Consider the following 14,503-nt stretch of genomic DNA (forward strand, 5'->3'; position numbering starts at 1 on the left):
CTTCCGGTCAGGAACCGCCGGGAGAAGGTGAAGACGGTGAAGATGCCGATGAGCCCGCCGTTGACGTAGTTCATGGAGCCCATGCACAGCGACAGGAAGTCGGGGTGTCTTTTCTGCAACGTCATGAAAAGCATGGCGAAACCGATCATGATGAAGAGGGACAGGGCGGACCACCAGCGGCCGGCGGCGGTCGAGCGCGCGAGCGATTTCCAGACCGCGCCCGTCGAGTGGATGGTCGAGTCGAGAGACGACATGGCCGCTGCGGCGAGCAGCACGAGGAAAACGCCTTTCAACAGCGGCAGGTCGCCGCGAATGACGAAATCGGCCAGGGGCGATTTCGGGTCGAGCGCGCCTGCGTCCTGGAAGCGGAGCAGCAGTCCGACGGTGAGGTAGAGGCAGATGAGCGCGGCCGCTCCGAAGCCGGAAACGATCAAGGACCGCTGTGCGCCGTGCAGAGTCCGCGTCGAGAGGATACGGAGGAGAAGGTCCTGGTCCGCGCCGTGCGAACCGATGGACAGCACGATCCCGCCGAGCAGCAAGATGGGCGTGAACGTGTACTGTTTGTAGTCCCACTGGAAGAACGCGGGTTCGAGCGCGGCGCCTTCGGGCACGCGGCCGTAGAGATATGCGCAGAGGAAGAGGCCCGCGCCGACGATTAGCACGCTCTGCACCTGGTCCATCATGACTACGGCGCGCAGTCCGCCCGTGAGGCTGTACGCGGCGACGAAACAGGCCACGGCGGCCACCCAGAGGAGCACGGGCCCGCCGAGCAACTGTTTCAGGGCGTAGCCGCCAATGAAAAAGCGCGCGCCGCCGGACAGGTATTTTGCGAGCAGGTACGAGGCCTCGAGCACGCGATGATTGGAGCTCATGGTCTGGTAGATGGTCAGCCGGGACGACTCGTAGAGCGCGCGCAGATAGAACAGGGCGACAAGCGTCCGCCCGATGATGTAGCCCGCGAGCAGCCAGACCAGCACGTAGCCGCCAGCCAGGCCCGCCGCGGGAAACACGACCGTAGTCGCCACGGAAGTCTCCGAAGACACCACGCTCAGGACCGCCTGGAACGGGCGCAGGCTGCGCGCGGCGAAGAAGTAATCGCCATCGTCCGCGCGGCTGCGCGCCGTCAGCGTGACCGCGGCGACCGCGCACAGATAGAGCGCCACAGGAAGCACGAAGAGAAATACGGACACGAAACCGTCTCCTTTCCGCATCGGACAGACTCCGTGATGATACCGGTTTAGGAGGCCCGAGTGTAAGCGGCGGCGCGTGCGAGGTGCGTTCGACGCGCGGGCTTGTGTATCGTGATGCGGGCGAGGGAACGGACAAGATGCGGCTGGTCGATATACATTGTCATCTGGAAGCGGAGGAATTCCGCGGTCGGTTGGACGCCGTCCTCGCGGATGCGCGCGCGGCGGGCGTCGTGAAACTTGTGACGGCGTCGGTGGCGCCCGAAGACTGGCCCGTGTCGCAGGCGCTGGCGCGGCATTATCCCGAGGTCGCCTTTGCTTGGGGCGTGCACCCCTGGTACGCGCGGGCGCATCACCTGGAAATGCTCGAGCCGCTGACCCGCGCGAAGGAAACGGGCGCGGCGGCCATCGGCGAAATCGGGCTGGATACGAAGGTCGAATCGCCGCCCATGGAACTGCAGGAGCGTATTTTCGCGGAGCAGTTGCGCATCGCAAAGGAGGTCGGGCTGCCGGTCGTGCTGCATTGCCGCGGCGCATTCAACGAATTGCTGCTGGCCCTGCGCCGGGTTGGCGCGCCCGCATGCGGCGGCGTGGTCCATGCCTTTTCCGGGAGCGTCGAGATTGCGGAGGCGCTGATCAAGCTCGGCATCCGCTTCTCGATGGGCGGCGCACTCACCTGCAAGCCAAGCCGGAAACGCGTGGCCGTCTTACAGCGCATCTATCCGGACCATTTCCTGCTGGAGACCGACAGCCCGGACATACCGCCCGTGCAGGCGCCGGAAAAGCCGAATGTTCCGGCGAATATCCGGTACGCGTTGCGCGGCGCGGCGGCGATCTTGAATGTTCCGGAAGAAATGGTCGCGGAACAGACCACGGCGAACGCGTGGCGATTGTTTAACTTCGGTGCGGCGCGAAGCGTCGAAGGCCGCACCGGCGAGACCACGGAACAGGCACATGGCGGAAAGTAACGAAGCGTGGGACAGCCGCACCGAACTGCTGGTCGGCGCGGAAGGCATGGCGCGGCTGCGGGCCGCGCACGTGGCCGTGTTCGGGTTGGGGGGCGTGGGTTCGTACGCGCTCGAAGCGCTGGCGCGCGCAGGGGTTGGGCACCTGACGGTGGCGGATTTCGACCAGGTGTCGCTCTCGAACGTGAACCGTCAGACCCTGGCGTTGCGAAGTACGGTCGGCTGTCTGAAAACGGAACTTGCGGCCGCGCGCATCCGTGATATCAGCCCCGGCGCGGTGGTGCATGTCGTGGCCGATTTTGTGGACGAAGGCAACATCGAGTCTGCCCTCGACGGCGGCGCTGGTTACGTTATTGACGCTATCGACACGGTGCGCGCGAAGGTGGCGTTGCTGGCGGCGGCACACCGGCGTGGCCTCTACGCCGTCAGTTGTATGGGCGCGGCGAACAAGCTCGACCCGCGGGGCATATGCGTCAGCGATATTCGGGCAACCACGTGCTGCCCTCTGGCGAAGGCCGTCCGGCTGCGGTTGCGGCGGGCCGGGATCGCGGGCGGCATAAGCTGCGTGTATTCGGAGGAGAACCGCAAGACGTGGCGCAAGACAGGCGAACCGGACGCGCGGCGGAAACGCTGGGTGCAGGGCAGCATCTCCTATGTGCCCGGGATTATCGGACTGACCGCAGCCGGTCTGATTGTCCAGACTATCCTCGGCGAGTTGCTGCCAGTCTAATGCACGGGCGCCGCGTAGCGCGTATCGAGCACGAATTTGATGATGTCGCGCCGCGTGATCAGGCCGACGATCCGCCCGTCCCGCAGAATGGGGACCCGGCGGAAATGGCCTTCAATCATCGACTCGGCGATATCGATGAGGTCCGCGTCCTCGTCAAAAGTGACCAAATCGGTGGACATAATGTCCATAACCAGCGCGTCGCCCAAGTGTGGCTGGTACAACACCTTCAGCATGTCTTTCTCCGAGACGACGCCGACGAGTTTCTGCTCTTCGTCCACCACGGGCAACCCCGTAATGTCATTCTCGACGATCAAACGCATGGCGGTTTGAATCGGTGTGTTCTCGGCGACGGTAACCAGATTGGTCGCCATAACCTCTCTTGCGGTCAGCATGACGTGTTTTCTCCTTTGGTGGCCGGTAGACCAAATCTCTTGCGCCCGGATGATTCTGGCCTTACAGCGCCTTGTATAGTATCAGACCGGAGCGGTATCTGCCTAGGTTTTTCTCGGTCTCAGAATACACAGTATTTACAGTTCGCGCGGGGTAACACCGTTACTGCGGCGGTGCGCCTGACAAGCCGGACCTTGTGCCTCGGACGGGTTCAGGCGGGTGAGTTGCCGTCGCCGCTCTGGGCATCTATCGCCGGGTTGGGTATGCGGGATGTCACGGTGTCGTAGAGGGCGAAACCGGCCTTCTGGTAGGTGGGAAGCGCGACGGGGCTGTCGAGGGAACACGTATGAACCCAATAACGGCGCGGGCGGGGATTCCTTTTCCAAACGCAGCTCATGGACCAATCCAATGCGCTGCGGCCATAGCCGCGCCCGCAGAACTCAGGGACGATGCCGAAGTAATTGAGCAGGATGTCGAGCGGGTCGCGGCAGTTGAATTCGATCATGCCGATGGGTGCGCCGCGCAAATAGGGGACGTAGAACTCAAAGGCGGGACTGTGCAATTCTGCGCGAATCTCATCGTCGGATTGCAGTTTGCGTTCCCACCAGACCCAAGGCTCGCTGATTTTGTTGTAAAGGTAGCGGTAGAAATGAATGGGCGTGTCCCAGACGCGCACGATTTCGAGTCCGTCGGGGAGCCGCGCAGGGGCGCTGAGTGGCTCTGGCGCGGACATTTGCAGATACCAGGTGGTAAGTGTAATGGTGTCCGCGGGGGGATAGGGCGTGTCGGTCATTGCGTTGGCCCGTCCGGGTTGTACTGGAGGAGTTCATACAGTTCCGCGCGCGTCTGCATCTGGTTCAGGATGGCGCGCTGCGTGCCTTGCATCTTGATGGCTTCGAGAGACTTGCGCATGGCGTACATGGCCGACCGCTGGAGGGTGACGGGGAAGATGACCATGTTGTAGCCGAGCCCGCCGAGTTCGCCCACCGTCAGACACGGGCTCTTGCCGAATTCGGTCATGTTGGCGAGCAGATTACCGCCGACGGCCGTGGCGAAGGCGCGAAACTCCTCCGCCGATGCGAGCGCTTCGGGGAAGACCGCGTCCACCCCGGCGTCCCGGTACCGTTTTGCGCGCTTGATGGCGGCGTCGAATCCGTCCACGCTGCGTGCGTCGGTGCGGGCGATAACCATGAAATCGGGGCAGGCGCGGGCGCGGAGCGCAGCGTCGAGTTTTGCCAGAAAATCCTCGACTGGCACGAGGCGCTTGCCTTCCAGATGACCGCAGCGCTTCGGGAATTCCTGGTCCTCCAGGTGAATCGCACTTGCGCCGGCTTCTTCGAGCAGCCACACGGTCCGGGCGGCATTGTCCGCTTCGCCGAAGCCCGTGTCGGCGTCCATGACAATCGGGAGCGCCACGGCCCGGGCGATGGTGCGTGCCTGATATTCCGCCTCCGTGAGGGTCATCAGGCCCGTGTCGGGCAGTCCGCCGACGCTGTTGGCGAGCACCGCACCGGACAAATACGTGGCCTCGAAACCGGACGCTTCGATAAGGCGCGCGCTGAGCGCATTGATGGCGCCCGGGATGGCAATCGTGCGCTGCGCGATGGTCGCGCGGAGGCGTGCCGCGCGTTCGGCGGACGTCGGGTGCAACGGTGTTTCTCCTGTCACGGTCTTCCGCGCGCGGAAGCGTGCCAAGGCGCGTGGGGCGGTGTCAAGGTCGCGCACCCGGCGGGCCTACAGCGGCGCGGGAATGACGAGCAGCGTATAGATTTCGTTGGGACGCAGGGCCACGGTGACCACGTTGTCCGAGACCGGGAGGATTCCGGTGGGCGCCTCGAGCGCGGTTGCGACGTGGGCGCGCGCGACACGGCGGCCTTCCGGCAGGGAGAAGCGCAACGTCACGCTCGCAGGCGCGCCGCGCTGTTCGAGCAAGCGCACGACAAAGCCCTCGCCGGACTCCGCGGTCTTGATGCAACTCGCAATTGCCGCGTCCCCTTCGAGGCGGAGAAAAGACTCGGGCAGCGGCGATTCCGGCCCGGTGCGCGGCGCGAGCCAGGTTGTCAGAAGCGGGTGGAATGGCTGCCACGCGATGCGGGTCGCGCGCACGGGGTCATATTCGCCCGCGTATGCCGCGAGACGGTAGCGGAATGTCGTATCGCCTTCCTGGTCGGCCTTGAAATTGGTGTCCCAGCAGTTGTTCATGACAAGCGAAAACACGTGCCCCTTGTCGAAGGCGAGTGTATCCGCCCAACGGTAAGTGTTGATGCCGCCGAGGGTGACCACGGGCGCTTCGAGCGGCGCGAAGATGACGCCGAAATCCTGCCCGGATACATCGAGCCAGTGCTGGATGGAATAGAAATCAAAGCAAGAGTGCGGCAGCTGGTCGATGCCCGGTCGCATGACGGCATCGGCAATCTGGGCGTGGAATACCGGTTCGGGCACATCGAACGGGAAGGCAAAATATACGCTTTCGGGGCCGGTATTCGCCTCCTTCCGCACGGTGTTCTCGACGTCGACCCAGGGCAGCCCGTCGTACAGACGTACCCGCTGCACGATCTCCGGAGCGTGGGGGAGCGAAGTGCGCCGGACAAATTCGGAGAAGACGGGGCCGCGCCAGTGTCCGATGATTTCGCCCTCCGCCGCCGCGGTGCGCTCGAATTCGACCGGCGCTTTCGCGCTTACCGCCTCGCGTCCGCCCACGGGCTGGTCGTGGACCGGCTGGTTGCCGTGAAAGGCGGCGCTTGCGTCGAGGAGCCCGCGGCGCAGTTCTTTGCTGTACCATTCCCGCCACGCGCCGGACCGCGTGTCCATGACGAGCCGGTACGCTTCATTTTCGAGCGTGAAATCATCGGGCGGGCGCATCTCCAGCCTGGTCTCGGGAGCGTCGCGAAACTCGTACACGGCATAGCCGAGTGCGGGGATGTCGCGCGCGACGAACCAGGCGCGTTTGTGATCCGGCGAGAATTGGACCGGAACGGGAATACCAGTGCGCACGTTGGCCGCCACGGCGCCCGCGGCGTTTTCGAGCGGCGAACCGGCCAAGGCGAGTTCCACGACGTCGTCCCGCGCCCACGGCAGCGTATTCCACACGACCACGCCGGGCCGGCGCGGGGCCGGCACGCGCCGGGCAAGTGCCGTCAACGCGTCCTGCAGCACGGTGTCCGTGAGTTCCCGGGCATCAGCGGCTTGACGTGCCTTCCACGCCCACTGCTCGCGCGTTTCGACGCTGTCCGGCTCGCTGATGCTCCGCGATGCGCCCCAGGTGTGCTCGTCGAAATGCAGCATGGCGTTATAGGCGTGCGCGATCCGTTCCGTGGGAAAGGCCGCGGCGGGTTCCGCAAGCGCGAGCAGCGTTTGCAGCGCCTCCGCCGCCGCAAGCCGGTCGTGGACAAGGCGGTTCATGCCCGTTTCCCGGGCGGTGCTCGCGGGCCCGTCGGCCCACCAGCTCGGGATGTCGCCGCGGCGGGTTTCCGTCTGCGCCCCGTACTGTTTTTCGAGCGCGTCGAGATATTCGCGGTTCGTGGCGACGACAATCCGGGGCCACAGGTATTTCTCGTTCCACTGGCGCGCGTTCTTGCTCGCGTCGAGGTCCGGCGGCAGGTTGTCGCCGCCCATGCGCAGTTGGACCAGGTCCACGAAAGCGCCCGCTTCCTCGTTGCGGCGGATAATCTTGAGGAATTCCTCCTCGTGCAGGCCCGGCTCGCGGAAGAAGTTGCCCTCGCGGTAACTATCCGTGTACCAGACGAATACCCGGCTGCCGTCGGGGCCTTCCCAGTAGAAGGGGCGCGGCGCGGCGCCGGGCCGGTGCCAGAGGAACTGGCCGCGAATGCTGTTCGCGCGCAGGGCCGCGCGCGGCATCCGGGCCTCGACGAGCAGTTCGGGGAGCGCCCACGTGTAGCCCGGGACATCGTCGATCATGATGGTGTCGATGGGCACGCGATAGCGTCTGCGCAACGTGTCCGCGAAGTAGAGGCAGCGGATGAGTTCTTCGTGACCCACGAGTTCCGTGGGCATGTTGAGGTAGAAGCCGCAGATTTCGATGCGTCCGTCGCGCACGAAGTCCATGAACCGCGCCACTTTTTCAGGCGCGTGCCGGTCGATGTACTCCTTCATGAGCGCGGAGACCTCGACGGTCCAGCGGTACCGGCTGTCTGGCGGCCAGTCCGCGGTTTCTTCGCAAAAATGCACGGCGTCATTCATCTCCCGGGTCAAGCGGTTGATGACCACGGGCTGCGGCTCGGTGTACCCGATGTCGTAATGCGTGTGGGGCGTCATGTAGAAGGTCCAGGGACGCACCGGCGCGACCGGGACGGTCTGTTCGAGAGTCTTGGCTGCGTCTGTCTGGAAGGCAATTTCCAGGTTCGTGGGGGTTTCGGGTTCGGGCAGGTACAACGTAATGGGGCCGGTCTGCAGTTCCTCCAACTCGACCGTCATGTTGAGTCTGGTGCCGGCAAAAGTCACGGACAGCGCGCCCGGGAGCGGAAACGGGCCCGCGTCGCTGACCGGCTGCAGGTGAACGCGGCGTTTTGGCGTGTCCGGCGCGCGCAGCACGAACGGCGTGACGTTCACGCTGAGCCGGAGCGTATCCAGCGCGTGTTGCCGCTGCGCGGCTTCTTCCGCGGCGAGAGCGGCGCGCATGGTCTCCAATTCCGCGCCGTAGCAGATGCGCACGTTTCGGAAGCTTGCGCGGGCGCCGTCGTGGACGTGCACGCCCGCGCCGCCGGGCCGTTGGTTCGGGTACGGGGCGCGCAGTTGCCATTCCGGCGGCTCGGCCGAGTCCGCGGGCCAGCATTTGGCGAGCACGAGATGCCCGATGGCGGCGGCTTTGAGCCGCCACCATGCGTCCGGCTGCAGCCCGAGTCTGGCTTCCGTGCGGACGATGTCGCCGTATTTTCCATTGGCGTAGGGAATCATTTCGAGGCAATCGAGCTGGTCGTAGTAGCGCACCGTCACGCAGACGTCGTTGTCGCGCGCCCGGAGCAGTATCCCGAAATTGCGTCGCCCGGAGTCGTCAGACCGGACTTCCGCGTCGACCAGGACATCGGCCCCGGGCACATCGATTACGCGGCCCGACAGCAGCGCGTCCCCGCGACTTGCAAGGACGCCATCCTGCGAGGTCCAGGCGCCTTCCTGGAAATAGGGCTTCCACGCCTCGGGCGCGATCGGGCCGTCCGCTCCGGCACACTGTGCGCTGGCAGCGGAACCGGCAAACAGCATCAGCCCCAGATAAGCCCAAACGGTGCGATTCGTAATCACGCGCTGTCTCCCTTTCTGGCAAGCGGACCGGCGGCTACCCTAACACGCGGCGGCCCTGAATTGACAAGGGCGCGCGCGGTTGCGCCTAATGAGAGGATACTCCGGCCGCCGGCACCCGGCGCGGCGCGGCCGCCGCGCGTTGGAGAATTCCCTGATGAACGCCGAACTGAATCGCCGCGCCTTTCTTGCAATCTCGGGGCTTGGGCCGCTGGCCGCGTGGTATGGCCCGCGTGCCTGCGGCCAAGGCGCGCCTGTGGTGGAACCCAAGTTTCCGGAGTTCAGCGCGCTAGGCGAGGATTTCCGCTTCGCCATTATCGCCGACCCGCAGTTGGGGCACCCGGAGGACCCGAATCCCGTCCCGGTGAATGCGCGCCGGACGCTGCGCGAAGCCGTCGAGGAATTGAATGCGATGGCTTCGCCGCCCGCGTTCGTGGTGTTCCTGGGCGATCTTGTCAATGTCTTCGATGAAGCGTCCGTGGCGCATTTCGAAGAGTGCATCGGGCCGTTGCGGTCGAAGCCGGTGCTGGTGCACGGCAATCACGACACGCATCCGCCCTATGACGGCTTTCGCGAACTCATGGACCGGGTTTGCGGCTTTCGCGACGTGTTCTATTCGTTCAATGCGGGACGCTGGCACTTCCTTGTGCTGCCGTGCAACCTGGGCGGACGCCAGCCGGAGGAAGCCGAACTGGAGTCCGCCATGCTGGCGTGGCTCGAATGGGACCTCGAAGCGAATCGGGGCCGCCCGGTTATCGTGTTTGAGCATTTTCACGCCCTGCCGCAAGGCCTGACGCAACTTGAATGGTACAGTTTCCCCCTCACGCTGCGGTTGAAGCTCAGGGATATGATTACGCGGCACGGCAACGTGCGCTATTACTTCAATGGCCACGTGCACAATGGCTTGAAGGCTTCCGTGAAGACCTCGTGGCGCTACCGGGGCGTCACGTTCATCACCGTGCCCGCTATCATTCAATCGCGCAATTTCGGCGAAGAATTCGAGCCCTTCCAGAGAGGGCTGGACGAGGGCGGGTACTACCTGCTCGCGGACATCCGGGGAGAGGAGGCGGTTCTCACCGGTTGCCTGACAGGCGAGGTGAAGACGTTTACGTATCCCCCCGTGTTCCGGGAGTTCGAGGACGCCCTGGAGCCGCGCTGGTTCCGGCGCGTGACCGAATTACCTGCCGCCGCGGCGCTGGTCAATGGCGATTTCAACCAGGGACTTGACGGCTGGCAGCCGTGCTACCGGTACCTCGCCGATGACGCGCCCGGATTCGGCTGGGCGGCGTGCGCGGCAAAGGGGCGGCGCGCGGTGCGGCTGTTTACCCGCGCAAAGACCCCCGAATGCTGGGCCAACGACGAAAACACGGAACTGTATCAGGCAGTCGCGTTGCCCGAAGGCGCGCCCGTGTTTCAAGCGGCCTATTTTCTGGAGGCGCCCCCGCGAAATGGCGGCGGCTACGTCCGTCTGTGCGCCGTCCAGGACTCGGATTTTGTGTTCATGATGATGTTCAAGTGGGGTGAAAACGAAGAGCAATCCCACGTGATGCCGCGGGCCTTCGGATATGCGTTGTACGGTGAGCAACGAAGCTGGGCGTTCCTGCAGGACCTCGGCGCGAAGCGGGCGGGCATGTACTGGGACGTGCCCGCCGTCCCGGGGCGGTGGCACGAGTTGTCGGTCAACCTGCCTGCCCTGTATGACGCGGTGCAAGGCCGGCCGGGCGCTTTCGACGCGTTGGGCGTTACAAAATTCGTCATCGCCATGGGCACGTGGGCGAACAAGCAGCCTGGCTCCGGGAGCGAGGCCTATTTCGGGGGCTTCGCCCTGGCCGCGGGCGGCCCGGAGGCCCCCTCGACGGCCGACGGCGTGCCCCTGACCACGGATGCCGCCGTGTTTACCGCCCGTTTCGGACAGGCGCTTGTTGACCGCACCGCGCGCTAACAGGAGCAGGAGTCAACGCGGGCCGTCCCGGACCAATGACCTTGCGCTGCGGGCCGGGCGCCCGCAGCTGTGGATGGTGCCTTCTTAAGCGGGCGTTTCCGTGCGACTTACATGTCTTTTTTAACTTCGAGGGGGGCGTCAAACTATTGACAAAGGAAGGGAAATAGCTTAGACTGATAAGCAGAGGGCGAAGGATGATTGAACGGCAGGTATGACGGGGGGAGCGGCGGACGGTGTAGAGTTGGAGGCGGGGATGGGGGTGGAAGTGAATGGCTGCGGGTCATGAGGCCCCAGGTTGAGTGAATGCTTGGATTGTGCCTGAATGCAGCGCGCCAGAGGGCGCGGCCTTCAGGTGGGACTGACGGGCGTGCCGGCGTTGCGGCGGGTTCCCCATGGGGCTTCGCCGTGTCGCTGAACATCTCAAGAAGGAGATCGTTTCGATGCAGGCGAGGAAAACGGTATTGGCAGCGGTTCTGGTATTGCTGGCGGTCAGCGGTCTGGCCCACGGGGCAGACGTAACCTTCGGCGACCCAGACCTCGAGGCGGTAATTCGCGCGGTATTCGACGCGAACGGCTGGACCCTCAGCACGCCGCCCCAGGACACCGAGCTGGCGCGGCCGGAATTCACGGTGTTGAACGCCAAGGACAGCAACATCGGCGACCTGACGGGCATCGAGGCCTGCACGTCGCTGGAAGAACTGAACCTCGGCATGAACCAGATCTCCGATGTGTCGCCTTTGAGCGGGCTGACGGCGCTGACCTGGCTGGATATCGGCGCGGGCGGAAACCCGTTGACAGACGACTCAATAAACCCGCTGGTGACGGGGAGCAATCTTATCACGGACATCTCCTCCTTATCCGGCCTGACCAACCTCGAATATCTGGGCATGATCGGTCTCGACGGTGTAACCAGTATCGCCGCCATCAGCACCATGACCAGCCTTTCGGAGTTGTGGCTGGGCTCGACCCCGCTGACCGACTTCGCGCCCTTGGGCGACCGCGCGGCTTCCTTGGTGCTGCTGGGCCTTATCAATACCGGCGTCCAGGACAGCGACATGGCCACGGTCGACACGCTGACGAACCTGCAGGGGCTGGGTCTGATAGCTGAATTCAGCCTGACGGACATCAGCGACTTGGATTCGCTGAATCCCGGCATGGTCTTTGCCCTGCTGTATACGCCGAGCGTCACCGACGTCGGCGTTATCTCGAATTACACGAACCTCTCCACGGGGCTGGTGGTCTCGTCGACGGGCATCACTGCGCTGCCGGACCTGTCCGGGCTCACGAGCCTGCAGGCGGCGGAATTGCGCGAGAATCCGGCCTTGGCCGACATCTCCGGCATCGCTGGCGCCACGGCTTTGAAGAATCTGAAGTTGGACCAGAATCAGATTGTCGATATCAGCGCGCTGCAAGGGCTGACGAACCTTGAAGGTCTGAGGCTAAGCGACAACCAGATTACCGATATTCAGGCGCTGGTGGCCAATGCGGGCCTGGGCGGCGACGACCAGTGTGACATCCGCAATAATCTCTTGTCCCAGGATGCGGCGTGCAATCAGGTGCCGGCGTTGAAGGCCAAGTTCAACGACCCGAACAACGTCCAGGACAATTCGGTCTGCGGCGCGGCCTATACTCTCACCATCAACGTTGTAGGCACGGGCAGCACGTGGCCGAATCCGGGAACGCAGCAGTATGCGGAAGGCGAGGTGGCTTATATCAACGCGTACTCCATCGCAGGCAGCGGTTATGCCTGGGACCACTGGGAAGGGGACGCATCGGGCACGAACCCATATTTGCAGCTGACCATGGACAGCGATAAGTCCGTGACTGCGGTATTTGTGACGCCGGGCGACTACACGCTCACGGTGATCAAAGCCGGCGACGGAAACGGCTGGCTGAATCCCGGGCCCGGCGTTCATGCGGCGCTTGCGGGGCGGGAACTCAGCCTGGGCGCGAACCCTGAGCCCGGCAATTACTGGGGCGGCTGGTCGGGCGACGTTTCAACGTTCAGTACGTGGGCAACCGTGCTCATGGACGGCGACAAGACGGTCACGGGCACGTTTTCGAGCACCGGCTATACGCTGACGGTCGGAGTGAACGGCAATGGCACCATCAACAGCTGGCCGCCGGGTTCGTATCCGCTCGCGGCGGGCGCAGTGGTGACCTTGAACGCCTTTGGCCAAGGCGGCTGGGTATTCGACCACTGGGAAGGCGACCTGCCTGGAGGCGTGGACCCCGGCGACAATCCGATTGACGTCACCATGGACCAGAACCGGTCGCTGACGGCGTTTTTCACGGAAAACCCGCCCAAGCACCTGACGATTATCATCGACGGCACGGGCGCCACGAATCCGGCGGGAAGTCCCGACCCGGGAACACAGTATTCCTATGACCAAGGCCAGTGGGCCTATGTGGAAGCTTTCTACGGGAGCGGCGGCAACGCGTTCAGCCACTGGAGCGGCGATATCGCCGGGAATGACCCCCAGGGCTACCGGCTGAACCTGCCGATGGATGCCGACCGCACGGTCACGGCCCATTATGTGGCCGCGGAATGGGAATTGTCGCTCAGCCTGACGGGCAACGGCTCCTTGTATCCCGGGGCAGGGACCTACGGGTTCCTCAACGGGTCGCAGGCCGAATTCGGCGCGGTGCGCGTAGACGGCGGCGACGCGTTCTCGCACTGGACCGGCAATCTGCCCGCCGGTGAGAACCCCGAAGCGGAATTCCACCGTATCACCATGGTTGAAGACGTTGCCGTGAACGCGGAGTTCATCCCGGGCGATTGGACGCTGACGATGAATCCCGTCGCGGGCGGCGGTTCGGCCTGGGTTCAGCCTTCGCCGGGCGTGTACGCGTACCTGACCGGGCGGACGGCCATGATCGAGGCGCGGCTCAACCCCGGCTCGTACTGGGGCGGCTGGTCGGGCGATTTCAACAGTTACGAGTTCTGGGCGCAGGTGCCGATGGACGCCGACAAGAGCGTCACGCCCAATGCGACCACGACCGGCTTTACGCTGACGGCGGACGCCGACGGGCCGGGTTCCGTCACGCCCGAGGGCGCGACGCCTTTTGCGGCGGGCGCCACGCCGACCTTGAAGGCGGTTGCGAACACCGACTCGCGGTTCACCAGCTGGACCGGCGATGTGCCGGCCGGCCAGGAGACGAATCCGGAACTGCCGCTGGTCATGGACCAGGACCGGACCATCACAGGCCACTTCATCCTGGCTGACTGGTTCCTGTACATTCAGGTGCAGGGCAACGGCACCACGGACCCGGCGCCGGATGTCTACTGGTTCCTTGACGGCGAACCGTTCAGCATTACGGCGCAACCTGAACTCGACCACGTCCTCCTTGAATGGTCGGGCGACCTGCCGGATGGTGCGGACCCGACTGCACTAACATTGTCGGGATTCATGACCCAGAACCGCGAGGTTATCGCCACCTTCGTTCCGGAATTCGTGACGGTGCCCGACCTGTCGGGCTTCGATGAGCTGCTGGCGGCGAATACCTTGGCGTCGGCTGGGCTGGCGCTGGGCGATGTGTCGTACGATTACAGCGACACGGTGCCCGAAGACCTCGTGATGGGGCAGGACCCCGCACCGGGCGCCACCGTGGCCTACGGCTCCGAGGTGGACATTGTAATATCGCTTGGCCCGTGCCTGACGGATATTCCCGACCTGGCCGGCCTGACGCAGGAGGAGGCGGAAGCGGCGCTGGCGGCTGCGAACCTCGTGCTGGGCGCGGTGACGTTTGAAGAGAGCGCGACAGTGCCCGAAGGTCAGGTCATTCGTCAGAATCCGCTTGCGGGCCTGCTGGTCTCGTGCGGCATTTCCGTGGACATTGTGGTCTCGACCGGCCCGGGCGGTGAAGGCGAGGGCGAGGGTGAAGGCGAGGGCGAGGGTGAAGGCGAGGGCGAAGGCGAGGGCGACGGCGAGGGCGAAGGCGAGGGCGAAGGCGAGGGGGAAGGCGAGGGCGAAGGCGAGGGCGACGGCGAGGGCGACGGCGACGGCGAGGGCGACGCGTGCTTCACCGAGGTCCA

At 64.5% G+C, this 14,503-nt stretch carries 9 protein-coding genes; 4 read left to right on the top strand and 5 right to left on the bottom strand.

The window, feature by feature from the left end:
* A partial coding sequence (locus KA184_11030; GenBank protein MBP8130100.1) for a hypothetical protein occupies positions 1 to 1,190 on the bottom strand: 1,190 nt, incomplete at its 3' end.
* 137 nt (positions 1,191 to 1,327) lie between these two features.
* Between KA184_11030 and KA184_11035 the strand changes: the two genes are divergently transcribed.
* The gene (locus KA184_11035; protein MBP8130101.1) at positions 1,328 to 2,155 is read left to right on the top strand and encodes a TatD family hydrolase; all 828 of its coding nucleotides are present in this window, start codon (positions 1,328 to 1,330) and stop codon (positions 2,153 to 2,155) included.
* Entirely contained in the window at positions 2,142 to 2,882 is a 741-nt protein-coding gene (locus tag KA184_11040) for a tRNA threonylcarbamoyladenosine dehydratase (GenBank protein ID MBP8130102.1), read from the top strand. The genes KA184_11035 and KA184_11040 overlap by 14 nt, the downstream gene beginning before the upstream one ends.
* Here the strand turns inward: KA184_11040 and KA184_11045 are convergent.
* The 4 genes from KA184_11045 to KA184_11060 all read right to left on the bottom strand — a co-directional run bounded on the left by KA184_11045 (position 2,879) and on the right by KA184_11060 (position 8,528).
* Entirely contained in the window at positions 2,879 to 3,274 is a 396-nt protein-coding gene (locus tag KA184_11045; GenBank protein MBP8130103.1) for a CBS domain-containing protein, read from the bottom strand. The two genes, KA184_11040 and KA184_11045, sit on opposite strands and share 4 nt — an antisense overlap.
* A 209-nt stretch (positions 3,275 to 3,483) precedes the next feature.
* On the bottom strand, positions 3,484 to 4,065 hold the full coding sequence (locus tag KA184_11050) for a GNAT family N-acetyltransferase (protein ID MBP8130104.1): 582 nt from the start codon (positions 4,063 to 4,065) through the stop codon (positions 3,484 to 3,486).
* The gene (locus KA184_11055) at positions 4,062 to 4,856 is read right to left on the bottom strand and encodes an isocitrate lyase/phosphoenolpyruvate mutase family protein (GenBank protein MBP8130105.1); all 795 of its coding nucleotides are present in this window, start codon (positions 4,854 to 4,856) and stop codon (positions 4,062 to 4,064) included. The genes KA184_11050 and KA184_11055 overlap by 4 nt, the downstream gene beginning before the upstream one ends.
* Before the next feature lie 150 nt (positions 4,857 to 5,006).
* Positions 5,007 to 8,528, bottom strand: a complete 3,522-nt coding sequence (locus KA184_11060) for a hypothetical protein (protein ID MBP8130106.1) — start codon at positions 8,526 to 8,528, stop codon at positions 5,007 to 5,009.
* Positions 8,529 to 8,682: 154 nt separating this feature from the next.
* On the opposite strand from KA184_11060, the gene KA184_11065 reads away from it, so the two are divergent.
* A complete protein-coding gene (locus KA184_11065; protein MBP8130107.1) occupies positions 8,683 to 10,467 on the top strand; it encodes a metallophosphoesterase in 1,785 nt (594 codons plus the stop codon).
* A 440-nt stretch (positions 10,468 to 10,907) separates the two neighbouring features.
* A partial coding sequence (locus KA184_11070) for a PASTA domain-containing protein (GenBank protein MBP8130108.1) occupies positions 10,908 to 14,503 on the top strand: 3,596 nt, incomplete at its 3' end.

It is taken from the genome of Candidatus Hydrogenedentota bacterium, assembly GCA_018005585.1.
Lineage (GTDB): Bacteria > Hydrogenedentota > Hydrogenedentia > Hydrogenedentales > JAGMZX01 > JAGMZX01.

What these genes read in the sequence shown, in the direction of transcription:
- KA184_11035 (MBP8130101.1), top strand. Translation starts at nt 1,328, where the DNA reads ATGCGGCTGGTCGATATACATTGTCATCTGGAAGCGGAGGAATTCCGC.
- KA184_11045 (MBP8130103.1), bottom strand. Translation starts at nt 3,274, where the DNA reads ATGCTGACCGCAAGAGAGGTTATGGCGACCAATCTGGTTACCGTCGCC.
- KA184_11040 (MBP8130102.1), top strand. Translation starts at nt 2,142, where the DNA reads ATGGCGGAAAGTAACGAAGCGTGGGACAGCCGCACCGAACTGCTGGTC.
- KA184_11050 (MBP8130104.1), bottom strand. Translation starts at nt 4,065, where the DNA reads ATGACCGACACGCCCTATCCCCCCGCGGACACCATTACACTTACCACC.
- KA184_11065 (MBP8130107.1), top strand. Translation starts at nt 8,683, where the DNA reads ATGAACGCCGAACTGAATCGCCGCGCCTTTCTTGCAATCTCGGGGCTT.